Here is a 17,249-nt window from a genome sequence, read left to right as displayed (position 1 = left end):
CCGTTGAAGGACTTTCCGCAACCGCACCATTTCCGCACGGAGCGTCGTCGTCGACTTATCCCTTGGGTAGAGCATCGCCGACAATTCTTCTGAGCTGAGACCGTCCTGGTGCCAGGCGAGCAGGGTGAGGATTTCGGCATGCCGGGCGGAGACGTCTCCGATGCTGCCGCCGATACTGATCCGTCCGTGGTCACGGCCGAGCACCTGCAGACTGTCCTGGTAAAGCCGTGCCGCCGGTGCGCCATTGGAGCCGGCGGCGGACCGGGAAGGCCTGCTTTGGTCAAACCTGCCGGCGGGACGGTCGGTCCTGAGGCCGGCGGCAGACTGCAGCCGTTCAACGCGGAGCTGCGCCTGCGCCGCGGCGACGGTGGCCTCCACCAGCGAGAGCGTATGCGCAGCGACGGCTTCGGCCCCTCCGGTAATATCCACGACGCCGAGCACCGCGCCGGAATCCGGATCGTGCAGCGGAACGGCGGTGCAGCTCCAGGGGTGGACCATTCTGTTGAAGTGCTCCGCGCCGGAGATCTGAATGCCATGATCAAGTGCCAGTGCGGTGCCCGGTGCACTGGTGCCGACCCTGGCTTCAGACCAGTCCGCGCCGGCCATGAACATCATCCCCTCGGCCTTGCGGCGCATGCCTTCGTCGCCGTCGACCCACAGCAACCGGCCGTGCTCATCGCCCACGGCGACCAACAGTCCGCTGTCATAAGTGGGGCAGACCAGCAACTGATGAATCACCGGCATGATCGAGGCCAGCGGATGCTGCTGACGGTACTCGGCCAGCTCGCCGCCGTCGTACACCAGTTCCGGATTGGCTGCATCCGGGTCGGCATGGTGGCTCAGCGATCGTTCCCAGGAATCGCGGACGATGCTCCGAAGCCCGGTGACACCCCGGATTCCGGAACCGAGTCTCTCGTGGGCCTTATAGGCATGCTGCTGAACAGTGTCCGGATTGAGTCCGGCCGGAACCGCAAGCCATGGGTTCGACGCCGGTCCTGCGCCAGTTCTGTCCGGCCGCCGGGAAACGGCCATTCCGGGAAGGGGAATGTCCACTGCTGCTCCGCTTCATCGCACGCATCAGCACCATAGGGTAGTGGGCTGGCTCACAGCTTAGCGCGGAACGCGGATTTTTACAGGGGGGTGTCCGGCAGCACCGGACACCCATTGCCCTACTCCTTTTTGAGGTTGCCCGCCATGTAGTCGTCATGCACACGGTGTGCTTCGCGCGCACTGGCCCGGATATGTTCAATGTCCTTGACCTTATTGCGGTACTTCACATCCATCGTCGAGATCAGTTCCTCTTCCTCAACCAGCGCGTTGAAGATGCGCTCCCGCTCTGCCTGGTCGGTGGTGTACGAGAGGTCGAGGTAGTTCTCGGCATGGCGGCGGGCGTTGGATACAGCCGTCTGCGCCTTGCCGGCGGGGCTCACAAGGGACGCGAAGATCGTCAACAGCAGGATGCCGACAATGACGCTGAGGGAGAGCCCGGTACTGATTTCGACGACCGGGACCGGCTGGCCCTCGTTGATGAATGGCACGGTGTTCTCGTGCAGGGCATGCAGCACCAGCTTGACGCCGATAAAGGCCAGGATTGCTGCCAGTCCGTAGGAAAGGTAGATCAACCGGTCCAGCATTCCGTCAATCAGGAAGTACAACTGGCGCAGGCCCAGCAACGAGAATGCGGTTGCTGTAAAGACGATGAACACATTCTGGGTAAGTCCGTAAATCGCCGGTATGGAGTCGAGGGCGAAGAGGATATCGGTCCCGCCGATGGCAACCATGACCACCAGCATCGGGGTCATGACCTTTTTGCCGTTTTCGATCGTGAAGAGCTTGTCCCCGTCGTAATAGTCCGTGGTCTTGAAGACCTTCCGGGCAATGCGGATCATGAAGTTGTCTCCCGCATGACTCTCTTCGCTCTCGGGCTTGATCATGTGTCCTGCCGTGATCAGCAGGATCAGCCCGAAGAAGTAGAAGACCCAGGCGAAGGTGTTGATCAGCGCGGCTCCGAGGAAGATGAAACCGGTACGGGTGATCAGCGCGAAGATGATGCCAAACAGCAACACTTTCTGCTGGTCCTCGCGGGGAACCTTGAAACTGGCCATGATGATCAGGAAGACAAACAGGTTGTCCACCGACAGGGCTTTTTCGGTGAGGTAGCCGGCGAAATATTCGGAGCCCATGGTGCCGCCGCCGAAGAGCAGCACGGCGATTCCGAAGAGGACCGCGATACCGACATAGACGGCCGACCAGATGGAGGCTTCCTTCAGCGTCGGCACATGTGCCTTGCGGACGTGGAAGAAGAAGTCATAGGCCAGCAGCGCCAGGATCAGCGCGATAGTCAACGACCAGATGAGGGGAGAAACAGTCATGTTCGGCAGGCTTTCGTCGTCAGGACAGCGGACAAGGCCGTAAGTCTCTCCGCCGGGACCTTCGGTGCACCGGCCGCTGCAACCGGTGCGGCGACATCGTGCACGTGTTGACGGTTGCAGCGCTGAGGGATACTCCCCTACGCACTTCTCATACTAGCGGCGGACCAGCGCCTGCCGAAACGTGAAGTCTACTGACCTTTTCCGAAGTCCCGGGAGATGGTCACCATTTCTTCACGGGGAACCACCTTGATGCGCTCCCGGAGGACGCCGTTGGAGTCGTAGCTGGATCCGAGTGTCAGCTCGTGGGCATCCAGCCGCAGCCAGCCCTCCCAGGTGGTGTACTCGACGCCGCGCTCCTTGAGGAGGTCGATAATCGCGTTCTCCTCCGGCTCTTCGGCGGCGGGAAGTTCCAGCCGGTCCTCGAGGAGGTAGCCGATCGTTTCCAGCGCGTCACCCTTGGTGTGTCCGATCAGGCCGGTAGGTCCACGCTTGATCCAGCCGGTGGCGTAGATACCGGGGACTGACTCACCGTGCACATCCAGTACGCGGCCGCCCTCGTTGGGGATCACTCCACGCTGGTGGTCGAATTCGATTTCTTCCAGTGCGGAGCCGAAGTAGCCCACCGCCCGGTACACCGCTTGCACGGCGTAATCCATTACCTCGCCGGTGGTAGTGACGCGGCCCTCATTGGTCAGCTCGGTGCGGTCGAAGCGGATGCCCTCGACCCTGCCCTCGCCGTAGATCTCCTTGGGCTGATGCCAGAAGTGCAGGTGCAGGCGCCGGGACGCACCGGAAGGTTCGTCGAGCAGCCAGTTCTGCAGCGTCTTGACCATGTTCTTCGACTGGTTGTTCGAGTTGATTTGGCTTATTGACTGCTCGTCGAAATCGAAGTCCTCGGGGTAGACAATGATGTCCACGTCCTTGACATGCCCGAGCTCGCGCAGCTCCAGCGGGGTGAACTTCACCTGGGCAGGACCGCGCCGGCCGAAGACGTGCACATCCGTTGCCGGCGAGTTCTTCAGTTCCGAGTAGACGTTGTCCGGGATCTCGGTGGAGAGCATGTCCTCGGGGTGCTTGGAAAGAACCCGCGCCACGTCGAGGGCCACGTTGCCGTTGCCGATGATCGCGATGTCCTTGGCTTCCAGCGGCCACTCGCGGGAAACGTCGGGATGGCCGTCGTACCAGGACACAAATTCGGCTGCACCGAAGGAACCGGGCAGGTCGACGCCGGGAACCTCGAGGTCCGCGTCCTTCACCGCGCCCGTGGAGAAGATGATGGCGTCGTAGAAATGGCGGAAGTCCGACAAGGTCAGGTCCTTGCCATAGGTGACATTGCCGAGGAAGCGGATATCACCGCGGTCCATGACCTTGTGCAGCGCGTTGACGATGCCTTTAATGCGTGGATGGTCAGGGGCAACACCGTAGCGGATCAGACCATACGGGGCCGGATGCTGTTCGAAAAGATCGATGCTGACCTCGAAGTCACGCTCGGCCTTGGTGAGAATATCCGCGGCATAAACACCGGCGGGTCCTGCTCCAATAATGGCCACCCGAAGTGGGCGAGACATAGTCAGTCCTTCCAAAAGATAATTAGTGAGGTGCACTGCCGCGTGGTCGGCGGCGATGTCACACCGCAGCTAAACAATTAGCGCACAGTTATCTAGTCTAAATGCCGGAGGCCCCCAGCGCTAAGTGAGGTTCCTTACCGCACCAGCGGAACACCCTGCCCGGGGGGTGGGAGACCCCGCAGTAAAGCCCTGCTCAGCATGAAAAGCGTGCCCGGATGGAATATCAGCCCCTGTTGGTGATGTTATTAGCTGTGTGTCCTCAACCTCTGCCGGCGTAGCCGCCTCCCGCACTAAACCCGCCCGCAGCGAAGGCACCAAGGGCCTGCTCTTCGGCTTCGGCGCGTACGGTCTCTGGGGGCTGCTACCGCTCTACTTCGTGGTGCTCGAACCAGCCGGACCCGTCGAGATTGTCGCCAACCGGGTGGTCTGGTCGCTGATCTTCTGCGCCCTGCTGATTACCTTCACGAAGTCGTGGCGTGTGTTCGGAATGGCCGTCTCCAGCCCAAAGGTGCTCGGTACGCTAACCGTGGCGGCGCTGCTGATTGCCACCAACTGGTTGACCTACGTCTACGGCGTCACCAGCGGACACGCGATTGAGACGTCGCTGGGTTACTTCATTAACCCGCTGGTTTCCGTCCTGATCGGCGTGATCGTCCTGAAGGAAAAACTGCGCCCGTTGCAATGGGCGGCCGTAGCAATCGGCGGTGTCGCCGTCGTCGTACTGACCATCGCCTATGGCAACCTTCCCATCATCGCGTTCACGCTCGCGCTCTCCTTCGGCGCGTACGGCTTCGTCAAGAAAAAGGTTGGACGGCGGGTGGATGCCGTAACCAGCCTCAGCGTCGAAACCGCTGTCCTCGCGCCGCTCGCCGGTGGTGTGATGATCTGGCTGGCCATCGCCGGCGACTCTACGTTGGGGACCGAGGGTTCCCTTCACTTCTGGTTATTGGTGGCCTCTGGCGTGATCACGGCCGTTCCGCTGCTGCTGTTCGGCGCCGCCGCGAGCCGGCTTCCGCTGGCCACCGTCGGCTTCCTGCAGTATCTGACGCCGACCATGCAGTTCATCCTGGCGATCACCGTGCTCGGTGAGCGGATGCCGCTGGAGCGCTGGATCGGTTTCGGCCTGGTGTGGGTTGCCTTGATCTTCCTCAGCACCGACATGCTGCGCCAATACGGGGTCAACCGGAAGCTCCGGACCGCGGCCTGATCCGCCCGTTCCGTCCGATTAGCGGCGCTCGCCGGAGGTTGTCCGCACAACGCGTTCGACGTCGTCGTACACCGCCTTCGATTCGGGCAGCCACGGCAGTGCCATGAAGACATGGAACGCCCCCGGGTAAGCGGTCAGTGCCGCGGTGCCACCGGCGTCGTTGATCCTGGCGGCAAGCTTAGCCGCGTCCGGCATACACATATCGCGTTCGCCCTGATGGATATCCACCGGAGGCAGCAGAGCCAGGTCAGCGGCCGGCGCGTAGACCGGGCTCAGTAGAGGATGCCGGGGGTCCTCCTTCCCGGCCCACCAGGAACCGGCCTCGACCGCACCGGGGATGGCCAGCATCGGATCCACCTTTTCGTAGGCGGGCAGTTCCGGGTTGGTGCCGGTGATGTCGGCCCAGGGCGAGAGCAGGAGCAGCCGCCCGGGCCGCGGCAAACCGGCCGCCTGGAGATGCAGCGCCATGCCTACCGACAGCCCGCCGCCGGCAGAGTCTCCGGCGAGTACGACGTCGTCGGACGCCGCCGTTTCCAGCACCCGCGCGTAGACGGTTTCCAGATATTCAAACGCCTCCCCGAAGGTGTGCTCGGGAGCGAGCGGGTAGAACGGAACGGTGACGGTGGCACCGGTGCGACGGATCAGCTCCGCGATAATCGACCAGTGCGGCCGCACCAGTTCATTGATATAGGTGCCGCCATGGAGGTAGATAATGCTGGCATCTGAAGATTCCGACCTGGGGCGCAGCGTGACGGTGCGGAAGCCGCCCACCATGGATTCCTCCACAGTGCACAATTTCCGCACCGAACGGCTTACCGGCGCCTGCACCGGGTAACTGCGCTGCAGATATTCCGCCCGCATCCACGCCTTGGAGCGGTAATGCTGCTTGGTCCGCGTCAGGCGCACGGCAGCGCACGCCAGCTTCATCGGGATGCTCATCCTGTGAGTCTAAGCCAGACGGCCTGCGGAACTTCAGACCTGCGCGCGGATCGCCGCTTCCAGCACATCGAGGGCGTCGTCGAGCAGATCCTCACCGATGACCAGTGGCGGCAGCAGTCGAACCACGTTGCCATACGTGCCGCAGGTCAGGATGATGACGCCTTCCTTCTGGCAGAACGCCGCGATTGCCTTGGTCGCCTCCGCATTGGGTTCCTTGGTGCCCGGATTGACCAGTTCGATGGCCAGCATCGCTCCGCGGCCGCGCACGTCGCCGATGATATCCACGTTCCGGGCCAGGGACCGCAACCGCCCCATCACCTGGGTTTCGATCTGCTTTGCCCGGCCGTTCAGGTCGTAGTCCTTCATGGTCTGGATTGCTCCGATTGCTGCGGCGCAGGCAACAGGGTTGCCGCCGTAGGTTCCACCAAGACCGCCGGGGTGGACGGCATCCATCAGTTCCGCCCGGCCGGTAATCGCCGACAGCGGCATACCGCCCGCGATGCCTTTCGCCGTCGCCACGATGTCCGGAACGACGCCCTCATGCTCCGACGCGAACCAGGCGCCGGTGCGGCAGAACCCCGACTGGACTTCGTCCGCGATGAAGACGATGCCCTTCTCCTTTGCCCAATCCGCGAGCGCGGGCATGAAGCCCTCGGCCGGGACAATGAAGCCGCCCTCGCCCTGGATCGGCTCGAGCAGGATGGCCGCCACGGATTCGGCCCCGATCTGCTTCTCGATCGCCAGAATCGCCCGCTGCGCAGCTTCGGGACCGGTGATTTCCGGGTTCTCTTCCCGATACGGGTAGCTCATCGGAACCCGGTAAATCTCCGGCGCGAACGGACCGAAATTCGCCTTGTACGGCATGGATTTCGCCGTCAGGCCCATGGTCAGGTTGGTGCGGCCGTGGTAAGCGTGGTCAAAGGCGACGATGGCATCGCGCCCGGTGGCCAGGCGTGCAACCTTGACGGCGTTCTCCACTGCTTCGGCACCGGAGTTGAACAGTACGGAACGCTTTTCGTGATCACCCGGAGTCAGCTCATTCAGCAGCTCCGCCACCCGCACATAACCTTCGTACGGGGTCACCATGAAACAGGAGTGCGTGAAGTGCTCCACCTGCTCCTTGACCGCGCCGACGACGGCGGGGGCCGAGGCACCGACGCCAGTCACCGCAATGCCGGCAGCCAGGTCGATGAAGGAGTTTCCGTCCACGTCGTGGAGGATTCCGCCGTCGGCGTCTGCCGCGTAGACCGGAACGCCGGAAGCTACACCGCTGGCCACAACCGCCTGCCGCCGTTCGTTGAGTGCGCTGGATTTGGGACCGGGGAAATCCCCGACAATCCTGCGCTTCTGTTCCAGCCGGTATTGAATCTCTGCCATTTGACTACCTTTCAAAGTGTTTTTCGACGCGGTCAATAAGTGCGTGGCCGAAGAGGCCCGCACCGGTTCCGCGGGGTGTGGCTAGTCCAGTGCGCTCATGACGTGCTTGATCCGGGTGTAATCCTCCACGCCGTACATCGACAGATCCTTGCCATAGCCGGACTGCTTGAAGCCACCGTGCGGCATCTCGGCCGTGAGCATGATGTGGGTGTTGATCCAGACACAGCCGAAGTCCAGATCGCGGGACACCCGCAGGGCCGTCTGGTGGTTCGTTGTCCAGACGCTGGAAGCAAGCGCGTAGTCGACGTCGTTGGCCATCTCGAGCGCCTCCTGCTCGCTGCCGAACTTCTGCACGGTAATGACCGGCCCGAAGGTCTCCTTCTGCACCAGGTCGTCGGTCTGCTTCACGCCGGAGATGACTGTCGGCTCGATGAAGAACCCCTTCTCCCCCTTCCGCTTGCCGCCGGTAACGACGGTGGCGTGCTCCGGCACGGAGTCGAGAACGCTGCAGACGGAGTTGAAGTGGTTGATGTTATTCAAGGGACCGTAGTAGTTTTTCGACTCATCCTCATTACCGGTCTCCAGGCCCTTGGCGGCGTCGGCGAGCAGCTCAAGGAACTTGTCGTGCACGCCATCCTGGACCAGCACGCGGGTGATCGCGGTGCAGTCCTGGCCGGCATTGAAGAACGCGAACTCCGCGATCTCCGTGGCCGTCTTCTCCAGATTCGCATCATCGAAGACCAGCGCGGGTGCCTTGCCGCCGAGCTCCAGATGCGCACGCTTGAGGCCCTCGGCGGCGCCATGGGCAACAGCCTTGCCGGCACGGACGGACCCGGTGATGGAAACCATGGCAGGTGTCTTGTGCCCGATCATCATGGAACCGGTCTCGCCGGTACCGAGCACGACGTTGAAGACGCCCTTCGGGAAGATGTCACCGATCAGCCGGGCGAGCACCAGGGTGCTTTCCGGCGTCGTGTCGCTGGGCTTGAGCACAACGGCGTTGCCGGCCGCGAGGGCCGGTCCAATCTTCCATATGGCCATCAACAGCGGGTAGTTCCACGGTGTCACCTGGGCGATGACGCCGACCGGTTCGCGGCGGACATAGGAGGTGAAGCCTTCCATGTACTCCCCGGCGGACTTGCCTTCCAGCAGGCGGGCCGCTCCCGCGAAGAAACGGATCTGGTCCGCGCCGACGGACACTTCCTCGCCGGCTATCATTTCCTTCACCTGGCCGGTATTGCGGTGCTGCGCCTCGACCAGTTCATCGCTGTTGGCCTCCATGGCGTCGGCAAGCTTCAGCAGCATGGCCTGGCGCTCGGTCGGCGTCGTGCGTTTCCACGTTTTGAACGCTTCGGCGGCCGCTGTCATGGCGGCGTCGACGTCGGCCGCATTTGAGACCGGCGACTGGGCCACCACTTCACCGTTGGTCGGATTAACAATGTCGAGCAGGTCGGTTCCCTGCGGTGTGATGAACTCGCCGTTGACGAAATTCTGCAAAGTTTGTGCCATGTCAGATGACCCTCCTGTTGGCGTCGGTCCAGGTATTGGCTGCACCGGGTTTCCTCGTTGAAACGCTCCTGGAACCGGAATGCGGTGTAATCAGGAGCACACTACTGGAGAGCGTACGCCAGAGCAGGCCTGCGTGGTAATGGGCTGACGCACATCACCCGGGACCTTCCATAGTGCAACAGCCCAACTATAGTTAGAGCATGGCCGTCACCCTCGCCGAGCTCATCGGCACGCCCGGATTGTCGTTGCGTCTGATCGGCAGCCCTGCCGGGGACAGCGCCGCAGAGATTCAATGGGTGGCTGTAACGGAGCTGGAAGATCCCACTCCGTTCCTTTCCGGTGGTGAGGTCTTGCTGACGACAGGGCTGCGCCAGAAGACGCCGGCAACCCAGCGCGACTTCGTCCGGCGTGTGCATGAAGCGAAGGTGCTGGCGATTGGATTCGGCATCGGGCTCTCACACTCAAAAGTGCCGCAGGCTTTCGTGGCGGAGGCGGACAAACTCGGTATACCGGTTTTCGAAGTCGCCTACGAGACGCCCTTCATCGCCGTCGGAAAGCTGGTTGCGGATGCCCTTTCCGCCGACCATTACGCCAAGCTGGAGCGGCTGCTCAAGAGTCATCAGGTGCTGGCTTCGGCACTGCTGGCCGGCAACGGTTTGCCCGGGCTTCTGCAAACCCTTGGTTCAATGTTGAAGACCGAACTTGAGCTGACCCAATACGGCGCCAGCGTTTATGCCAGCAGCCCCGGAGTGGATAAGGACGACGGCGGCTGGCACCAAGTCGCGATCAGCACCGGCAAGAAAGACCGGACGACCTTGTGGCTGCGGCGGCCGTACGAGGCCGACGGGATCGTCAATTACGCGCAATCACTGATCAGTCTCGAACTTAGCAACCAGGCCCGGCACCGGGAAACACAACGCCAAATCGCCGGGCAGGTGCTCGACGACATTGTGCGGGGAGTTTTGACCGGTCCGGATGCGACTGCGCGTCTTGGTGCCGCTGGCATGGCCACGACCGGTAAACACGCGGTCCTGCTGGTCGAAGCTGGCAACAAGGACCGCCGCTCGCTGCCGACGCTCCCGCTGCCGCCCGGTATGGACAACTGCGTGAGCGCCATGCTGGGCGGGCGTCTGGCGGTGCTCGTCCCGGGAGCGGTCGCCGATCAGGCGCGCAGGCTGGCCGCTTACCTCGAGCAGGCGGGAATTGATGCGACCGTGGGGCAGGGAGGCAGCTACGCGCAGACCGGCGGGCTTCGATGGAGTTATTTTGAGGCCAAAGAAGCGCTCTCCCATGGCGAGCGGTTGAACGTTCCGGAGCGGCTGAACCTGACATCACTGTTGCTCGCCAGCGAAGACGTTCCGTTGGCCGACCTGGCAGCAGAGGCCCTAAACCCGCTGCTGGCCTTTGACGAAAAGAACGACGCCGAACTTCTCAGGACCCTTGAGTCCTACCTGCAGTCCGACGGTTCCGTTGCTGCCGTAGCTGCGGACCTGGGTTTGCACCGCAACACCGTCCGCTACCGGCTCTCGCAGATCACCGACCTAACCGGCTACGACCCGGCGGTCACCGCCGACCGCGTACACCTCTGGCTCGCGCTCTCGGTCCGTGGCCTCCAGCATCCCGAAGATCGTGACCGCCCGGCCGGTAAACGCCGCCGATCCTAGTTGGGGCCGTCGTCGCCGCCGTTCACCCATAATGGAAATATGATCGAACGCAGGCTGTCAGGCGGCAGCGATTCCGGAGCTGTCCGCGAGGGCGGAACCGTCCGCCGGACGCCCGGGCCGTGGACGGCATCAGTCCACCGGCTGCTGAAACACCTGCAGGACCACGGCTTCGACGGAGCGCCGCGTTCGCTCGGGTTCGATGCCGAGGGCCGGGAAGTCTTGACGTACCTCGATGGCGAGACCATCGGAAACCAAAAACCATTTCCCGCATGGGTGCATACCGAAGAGACGCTGGTCCAGGTGGCGGCATGGCTGCGGGAATACCACCGCGCAGTGGCGGATTTCCAGCCAAATGACGATGACGTCTGGCGCCAGGGCCGCGAATGGGAACCGGGACTGATCATCGCCCATAATGACGCCGCTCCATATAACGCCGCCTGGCGGGATGGCAGATTCGTCGGTTTCTTCGACTGGGATCTGGCCGGACCGTTGACCGTAATTGAAGACATTGCGTTTACCGCGTTCGCGTGGGTGCCACTGCACGCCCGCAAGATAGCCGAGGACGAGGGGTTTACCGACTTCGATGCCCGGGGCCACCGGCTGCGCGTGTTCCTCGACGAGTATGGCTGGGAAGGCACGGTTGACGAGATTCTCGATATCGCCATCAACCGGGCCTCCGAAACCGCCCGGCTGATACGGGAACTGGCAGCCGGCGGCGATCCGCTTTACGAGGAGATGGTCGGCAACGGCCAACCCGGCTCATTGGAACAAGCGGCCTCGGAAATGCAGGAACTCAAGTAGACCTACTTTTTCTGCCTGCGGCTGCCGCCGTGCCAGTCTTCCTGCAGACCGGCTTCATCCCCGCTGACACCGAGACCCCGTAATTGGGGGCGCTCGCGCAGGCTGCGCTTCAGCTCCGCGAACCCGGGGAAGGACGCCAGTCCCAGAACGTGGTCCCACAGCCGTACTGCGTCTTCCTCGCTGGGAAGCCGGCTGATGACCGGCCCAAAGAACGCTACTCCGGTGGGCGGCTCGAAGTGAATGATCGGAGTGCCGACGTCCTTGCCGGTCAGGGCAAGCGCTTCGTCCGTTTCGGCCCGGATTTCAGGATCCAGCGAGTCGTCGTCCAGCGCGTCCGACAGGGAGGTTGGCAGGCCTGCCTCCTGCAGAATCGGCTCCACAAACCGTTGAGTGCCACGCCGGTCGCGGGTGGCGCTGTCATCTCCGCCTGGAGTTGGCTCCGAGTCGAAGATATGCGCCCCCAACGCGGCATAGAGCGGACCGATCGCATCGTGGCCATGCTCAGCCCGGGCTTTGGCGGCAACGCGGAGCAACCGCAACCCTGCATTGTGTCCGGCCTCGTACTCCGGTGGGAAATGGGCGTCATAGTCCACATTGGCGTTGATCATCCGCAGCGAGATGAACCGCCAATCCACGGAATAGTCGCGCTGGGCAATCACCAACCGGACCCATTTGCTGGTCATCCAGGCAAACGGACACGTCGGGTCGAAGTAAAAGTTGATATCCGGAGTCCTCACGGTCCATACGCTATGGCCCACCCACACCCCGGTCAAGCATTCCGCAACAAACTGTGGACAACTACCCATGCTCCACCTCTGCGGCATGGACCTTTCCGGCGTAACGAAGAACAATGACAACATGACCAGCCGCATCGCCGCCGTCGCCATTGACGCCATCGATCCCCATCTTGTCGTCGAATTCTGGTGTGCCGTGCTCGACTGGAAAGTCGTTGAAGAAGACGCCGGCATTATCAGCATTGCCCCCAAAGACGGCGCTTGGCCGACGATTGACATAGTGCCCGTTCCCGAGTCCAAGACGCTGAAGAACCGGCTCCACCTGGATCTGCGGGCCGACGGTGTGACAACCGAGCGGGAACTGGAGCGGCTGATTTCCCTCGGCGCGAGTCGAGTCGACGTCGGGCAGGGGCAGGATGTCAGCTGGGTGGTTCTCGGTGATCCGGAAGGCAACGAGTTCTGTTTGCTCTCCCGGTCTGTTCAGGATCTCTAGTCCCTCAGCCCGGTCATCGGTGCAAGGATGGTGCCTGTGACGGCTTACATCTTTGATCTCAGTCCCGACCGGCAGAACGGTGAACTGCCCAGCTATTCCATGACCTTGGACCGTCTCACCGAAACCGGCCGGGCGGTTGGAAGTTGGGAAGTATCCGGAAACGACGGCATCTTCCCCGGGGCTGACGCCTGGCTGCTGTTGCGAGGTGGCCAAGGCCGCGGATTGATCGGGCACGGCACGATCGCCTCCGAACCCTATCCGGGTGCCACTGATTCAGACGGGGTCGACGACGGCCGGAGATTCGCCGACGTTGCCGTCGACGCGCTCCTGCAGTGGGGAGGGGAAATACCGGCCGAAGTACTGATAGAACGCCTTCCAAAGGTGCGCTGGAATACTGAGCCGGGTGCCGCCGTCGAAATTCCATCCGAAAATGAGGCGGCAGTGCGGTTTTTGTGGGCGCAATACGCCCCGGTCCCATTGGATCCGACGACGCCACCACCCGGCACACTTCCCGAAAATGCGCTGGCCACGACTCCCCTCAATCGGTACGAGTGGGATCCTCATGCACGCGAGGCCTGCATCAGCCATCATGGAACGAGCTGCTCGTCCTGTGGCTTCTCCTTCGAGGCGGTTTACGGCGACATCGGCAAAGGGTTCATCCAGGTGCATCACATCGTCCCGGTTTCGCTTGTGGACGGGGATTACGAGCTCGATCCGCTCACCGATCTCGTCCCGCTATGCCCCAACTGTCATGCCATGGCGCACCGCCGCAAACCTGTTCCCTACACGCCGGCGGAGTTGCGCACAATGATCTCCAGGGCCGGGTACCTGCAGGGAGCGTTGGTCAGTCCCGAGGAGCAGCAGGCTCAGGAAGACGCTGCCCGGCTCCTCGGTCCGGGCACGTCGAACCAGTGACACGTCGCCGCCCCACGTAGACTGACGGCGTCCTTACACCTTGTCCCCAATCCCGATGATCTGGTCCTGCGACACCGCCTTGGAGGGTTCACCGTGAACGATGCCGTGGACGTCGCCCTGATTCTGGACCTGCTGGGCGTGTTCTCCTTTGCCGTGTCGGGCTGCCTGCTCGCGGCGCGCAAGGGGTTTGACATCGTGGGTTCATTGCTGCTCGGCTCGCTGGTCGGCCTCGGCGGAGGCGTGGTCCGCGATCTGATCATCAACGCCGGCGTTCCGGCAGCATTCTCCAATCCGCTGTACATCATCCCGCCGCTATTGGCGGCGCTGCTCGTGTACTTCCTGTTTTCCTCAGTTCAGCGGTTCGGCAACCTGCTGGTGGTTTTCGACGCCGGCGGGCTGGCGCTGTTCTGCGTCACCGGGACATTGAAGGCGTTGGAGTTCGGCCTGAACCCCGTCTCGGCGATCCTGCTGGGCGTGACGACGGCGGTTGGTGGCGGGCTCCTCCGTGACGTTACGGCCAATGAAGTGCCGAAAATTTTCGATCCCCGGGATGTCTACGCGGTCCCGGCTTTCGCCGGGGCGTTCCTTGTGGTTCTTTTGGATACCTTTGGCTGGTCGAACGTTTTCACCACCACGGGTGTCGCCGCGGCGGTCTTCGCGTTCCGCATTCTGGCCTGGCGGTTCAGCTGGAATGTGCCGCTGGCCGTGCAAGGTTGGCATCGCTAAAGTTCCCGCGAATTCAGCAACTCGGTGCTGCTGGACGGCGGCGAGGCCGCCGCTACGAACCCGAAAAAGGGAGTGGTTCCTCTTCATTTTCTTCCCGCAGGTCAGTCAGCTCAGACCACGGCACCCACCCAAAAACCAAGTTCCTGTCCACAAAATTCAGCGGCTCTATCTGCTTCCACCAAGAAGGTGGCTTCAGCACACCGGCATCCTTCACCGGCCCGTCAATCAACACGTCCCGGCCACCGGCGGCGACGTCTTCGTCATCGCTCTGCCCGAAAACACGGAACTCAGCATCCCGCCACATACCAACGGTCTGCGCAGAAAACTTGCGCTCGATCTCATCGATCGGCACCCACCGCGACCACGTCGGCCATCGCTGGCGTGCCTCCCGGCGTTTTCGCTCAAACCCGTCTTCGAACGGCTCGGGACCGTGAAATTGAATAACTATCCGGCCGGTTGCACGGTCTCGCCCACCCGGGACATACTCACGGCCCCGCCAAACAACATAGACGTCGCTGACCCGCATACCATTCGGCAACCTATCATCAGCCAACGCGCACCCGGTCCTCGACGTCGAAAATACCCACCAGCCTATCCGACGAGAACGGACCTGGGGTGCCATCTTCCCACGTGTAGTCGAGTCTCAGCCCGTTGATGATCTTCCTCTGGCGTACGCCACTCGCAGTGTCTGCACCATCTGAGATAATCCTCGCATCCGTTGACGATATTCTGCCGGCGAATCGTTGTTGAGCGTATCCTCGACAAAGCCGAATGTGCCGCTGGCAGTACAAGGCTGGCACCGCTGAATCCGCGCCGGATGAAGCGTCGATCGTCTCGTTAGCCGCCGCTCGATCTCAGCCACCGTGTCCCGGAGTCAAACCGGCGTTCCACGATTCCAGCCCGGTTTCTGCATTAGAAGATCGTCGTGCTCACGTCGACGGCATGCCTCAATGAATTCAATGGCGTCGTCGGGATCTGCGCGAAAATGGTCAAACTGCCCTTTAGTGAGTTCATAGTATTCTTCGTAGTCGACAACGCCATTACTCACAGGCAGCGACGCGTAGTACCGACCGGTCTCTTCCTCGACGCCGAGGGCGTAGCGATTTCCGCGCGAAAAGTATGCATCAACGAACTTCATATGGTCAGCGGCCCCTCTGGACTAATCAAACTTGGAAATATCGTACCCGGACGGATCTACATTGGCCCCATCGATGACTGCCTCTGAAAAACCAGTCGGGAGTTGTCCGGCTGGAGTCCACTGCTCATTGGCTCCGGCTTCGTTGCCGGAAGGCATTCGGAGCCCGTGGTCGCCTGGTGAATCGATATCGACGCGAACTGCGCCGTTGTCGAAGAAGCCTTCGGGAAGTCCAAGCGCATCTTCCATTGCCCGCGGATTCCCACCGGTGGACTCGATGAGGGCATCAACTTCTGATTTCGGCATGACGAACGAAGTGCCGTGCCGGTGCCCAAAGGGCGCTGGAACTGGCCAACGGTGCGGGCCGGTTGCTCGGTCCATCGCCGGTGCAGTCGATGGCGGTCTTCTACCCCACCGAACGACGGGACGACCAGCATCATCCCCTGCTGGCATACGATCAACTGGTCTCAGCATTGACCGACGGCACATGGGCTGCCTCCGGCAGGAATGGCACCCGCAGGGACGCCTCCGGCGGTAACGGCACCGACAACCGGTGATCGGGCCATAAACTGGTCATGGACATCCACCCATCCTCACCTCAGGAGAAACCGCGTGCCCGATATGTTCCTGGACAAGTTCCGAGGACTGGTTCCGAAATACCTGAACCGTGAATGGTCAAAAGACGACGGTATCCGCATCCCGGAGCTGGACGCTGAGGTGTCCCGCCACGACTTCGACGTACCCCTCGTGCTGCGTGAATTCCTGCACTGCGTGGGAAGTTCGGAGCTGATGGAGGTCTACAACTTCTTCTGGGACCCGGACGAGCTCGAGGTCGACGACGGCTTCCTGCTCTTCCTCGAGGACGAGGATGAGACCACGGTATGGGGCTTCCGGGTCGAGGACCTGGACGTGCCGGATCCGATCGTGTGGCGGCGGAACGCCGATGGACAGTGGGAAAGCGAAGAAGGAACGTTCAGCGAGTTCGTCTTCGATCAGTTCGAGTGGGTCTTCACCGAAGAGGACGAAGAGGAAGAGTAGCTCAGGCGCTGCGGGTAACCACGGCTTGGGCGAAGCCGGCCAGCGCGTTCTTGACCGCGCCTTCGGGCAGCGGATCGAGGGAGGCGACGGCGTCGTCGGCCCATTGCTGGGCAACTTCCCACGCCTTGCCGGTGACCGCATGCCCGCGCACGGCGGTTACGGCATCGGCGAGCGCTTCGTCCGTCGTCAGGTCGCCGTCCACCAGGTCGATCACAGCGGCAGCCGAGGCATCGCCATCGTCGGCAGCCTTGCGCAGCAGCAGCACCGGCAGTGTCGGAACGCCTTCGCGCAGATCCGTCCCCGGTGATTTGCCGGAAACTTTCTTCATCCCGGTCACGTCGATAACGTCGTCGGCCAGTTGGAAGGCGACGCCGACCTTTTCCCCGTAGGACACCATGGTGTCGATAATCTGCTTGTCCGCACCGGCGAACAGGGCACCGAGCTGGCCGGACGCCGCCACCAGCGAACCGGTCTTGTCGGCGATGACCGAGAGATAATGTTCGACGGCGTCATCGCCTTCGCGCGGACCGACGGTTTCGTGCAGCTGGCCCAAGCACAGCCGTTCAAAGGTCCGGGCCTGGATGCCGAGCGCTTCGCCGCCCAGCTCCGAGACCAGGATGGAGGCGCGGGCGAACAGCAGGTCCCCGGTCAGGATGGCGACGCTGTTGCCCCACACTTCGTGAGCCGTCGGCCCGCCGCGGCGGTACGGCGCCGAGTCCATCACGTCATCGTGGTAAAGCGTAGCCAAGTGCGTCAGCTCGACGACGACGG

Annotated in this window: 19 protein-coding genes; 8 read left to right on the top strand and 11 right to left on the bottom strand. The window is 62.4% G+C overall.

The genetic code is table 11. The features are described 5' to 3' along the window. The 3 genes from Y707_RS32675 to Y707_RS0106265 all read right to left on the bottom strand — a co-directional run. Positions 1-1,053 (bottom strand): helix-turn-helix domain-containing protein (locus tag Y707_RS32675; RefSeq protein WP_253905080.1); only part of this gene is annotated, 1,053 nt, incomplete at its 3' end. 116 nt (positions 1,054-1,169) lie between these two features. After that, a complete protein-coding gene (locus tag Y707_RS0106270; protein ID WP_026534441.1) occupies positions 1,170-2,372 on the bottom strand; it encodes a TerC family protein in 1,203 nt (400 codons plus the stop codon). Positions 2,373-2,560: 188 nt separating this feature from the next. Continuing rightward, entirely contained in the window at positions 2,561-3,940 is a 1,380-nt protein-coding gene (locus Y707_RS0106265; protein WP_035780600.1) for an FAD-dependent oxidoreductase, read from the bottom strand. A 253-nt stretch (positions 3,941-4,193) separates the two neighbouring features. Between Y707_RS0106265 and rarD the strand changes: the two genes are divergently transcribed. Further along, positions 4,194-5,147 carry an EamA family transporter RarD gene (rarD, locus tag Y707_RS23960; protein WP_051441713.1) on the top strand — a complete coding sequence of 318 codons (954 nt, stop codon included), beginning with the start codon at positions 4,194-4,196 and terminating at the stop codon, positions 5,145-5,147. An 18-nt stretch (positions 5,148-5,165) separates the two neighbouring features. Here the strand turns inward: rarD and Y707_RS23955 are convergent, their stop codons facing one another. From Y707_RS23955 to Y707_RS0106245, 3 genes are all read right to left on the bottom strand, one after another. Continuing rightward, positions 5,166-6,086: an alpha/beta hydrolase fold domain-containing protein gene (locus tag Y707_RS23955; RefSeq protein WP_081744664.1), complete on the bottom strand. Its 921-nt coding sequence runs from the start codon at positions 6,084-6,086 to the stop codon at positions 5,166-5,168. Between the two features lie 33 nt (positions 6,087-6,119). After that, on the bottom strand, positions 6,120-7,463 hold the full coding sequence (gabT, locus tag Y707_RS0106250) for a 4-aminobutyrate--2-oxoglutarate transaminase (RefSeq protein WP_035780598.1): 1,344 nt from the start codon (positions 7,461-7,463) through the stop codon (positions 6,120-6,122). Positions 7,464-7,544: 81 nt separating this feature from the next. Further along, entirely contained in the window at positions 7,545-8,972 is a 1,428-nt protein-coding gene (locus Y707_RS0106245) for a gamma-aminobutyraldehyde dehydrogenase (RefSeq protein WP_026534438.1), read from the bottom strand. 200 nt (positions 8,973-9,172) lie between these two features. Between Y707_RS0106245 and Y707_RS0106240 the strand changes: the two genes are divergently transcribed. Beyond that, positions 9,173-10,636 (top strand): PucR family transcriptional regulator, encoded by a 1,464-nt coding sequence (locus Y707_RS0106240; protein WP_026534437.1) that lies wholly within the window; start codon positions 9,173-9,175, stop codon positions 10,634-10,636. A 39-nt stretch (positions 10,637-10,675) separates the two neighbouring features. Beyond that, positions 10,676-11,437: a phosphotransferase gene (locus tag Y707_RS0106235; protein WP_026534436.1), complete on the top strand. Its 762-nt coding sequence runs from the start codon at positions 10,676-10,678 to the stop codon at positions 11,435-11,437. A 2-nt stretch (positions 11,438-11,439) separates the two neighbouring features. On the opposite strand, the gene Y707_RS0106230 is transcribed toward Y707_RS0106235, so the two are convergent. Further along, positions 11,440-12,174: a DsbA family protein gene (locus Y707_RS0106230; protein ID WP_035780619.1), complete on the bottom strand. Its 735-nt coding sequence runs from the start codon at positions 12,172-12,174 to the stop codon at positions 11,440-11,442. 121 nt (positions 12,175-12,295) lie between these two features. Here Y707_RS0106230 and Y707_RS0106225 point away from each other — a divergent pair, with 121 nt between their 5' ends. The 3 genes from Y707_RS0106225 to Y707_RS0106215 all read left to right on the top strand — a co-directional run bounded on the left by Y707_RS0106225 (position 12,296) and on the right by Y707_RS0106215 (position 14,305). Further along, positions 12,296-12,664 (top strand): VOC family protein, encoded by a 369-nt coding sequence (locus Y707_RS0106225; protein WP_026534434.1) that lies wholly within the window; start codon positions 12,296-12,298, stop codon positions 12,662-12,664. A gap of 36 nt (positions 12,665-12,700) precedes the next feature. Next, a complete protein-coding gene (locus Y707_RS0106220; protein ID WP_216699216.1) occupies positions 12,701-13,579 on the top strand; it encodes an HNH endonuclease in 879 nt (292 codons plus the stop codon). Between the two features lie 105 nt (positions 13,580-13,684). After that, positions 13,685-14,305, top strand: a complete 621-nt coding sequence (locus Y707_RS0106215; RefSeq protein WP_442853280.1) for a trimeric intracellular cation channel family protein — start codon at positions 13,685-13,687, stop codon at positions 14,303-14,305. A gap of 52 nt (positions 14,306-14,357) precedes the next feature. Here the strand turns inward: Y707_RS0106215 and Y707_RS0106210 are convergent, their stop codons facing one another. The 3 genes from Y707_RS0106210 to Y707_RS23950 form a co-directional block, all read right to left on the bottom strand. Beyond that, positions 14,358-14,657 carry a hypothetical protein gene (locus Y707_RS0106210; protein WP_026534431.1) on the bottom strand — a complete coding sequence of 100 codons (300 nt, stop codon included), beginning with the start codon at positions 14,655-14,657 and terminating at the stop codon, positions 14,358-14,360. A 522-nt stretch (positions 14,658-15,179) separates the two neighbouring features. Continuing rightward, complete coding sequence (locus tag Y707_RS0106205) at positions 15,180-15,443, bottom strand: hypothetical protein (protein WP_026534430.1); 264 nt, start codon at positions 15,441-15,443, stop codon at positions 15,180-15,182. Between the two features lie 21 nt (positions 15,444-15,464). After that, entirely contained in the window at positions 15,465-15,746 is a 282-nt protein-coding gene (locus Y707_RS23950; RefSeq protein WP_051441711.1) for a hypothetical protein, read from the bottom strand. 89 nt (positions 15,747-15,835) lie between these two features. Here Y707_RS23950 and Y707_RS0106195 point away from each other — a divergent pair, with 89 nt between their 5' ends. Both Y707_RS0106195 and Y707_RS0106190 read left to right on the top strand, forming a co-directional pair. Then, the gene (locus Y707_RS0106195) at positions 15,836-15,997 is read left to right on the top strand and encodes a hypothetical protein (RefSeq protein WP_216699215.1); all 162 of its coding nucleotides are present in this window, start codon (positions 15,836-15,838) and stop codon (positions 15,995-15,997) included. Between the two features lie 55 nt (positions 15,998-16,052). Next, a complete protein-coding gene (locus Y707_RS0106190; protein WP_026534428.1) occupies positions 16,053-16,478 on the top strand; it encodes a hypothetical protein in 426 nt (141 codons plus the stop codon). Between the two features lies 1 nt (position 16,479). Here Y707_RS0106190 and Y707_RS0106185 read toward each other — a convergent pair. Next, on the bottom strand, positions 16,480-17,249 hold a 770-nt coding region (locus Y707_RS0106185), incomplete at its 5' end, for a polyprenyl synthetase family protein (RefSeq protein WP_026534427.1).

Source organism: Arthrobacter sp. H14, from assembly GCF_000520495.1.
Lineage (GTDB): Bacteria > Actinomycetota > Actinomycetes > Actinomycetales > Micrococcaceae > Arthrobacter_C.
The sequence above is the reverse complement of the archived record's forward strand: the minus strand, read 5'-3'. Positions and strand labels throughout refer to the sequence as shown.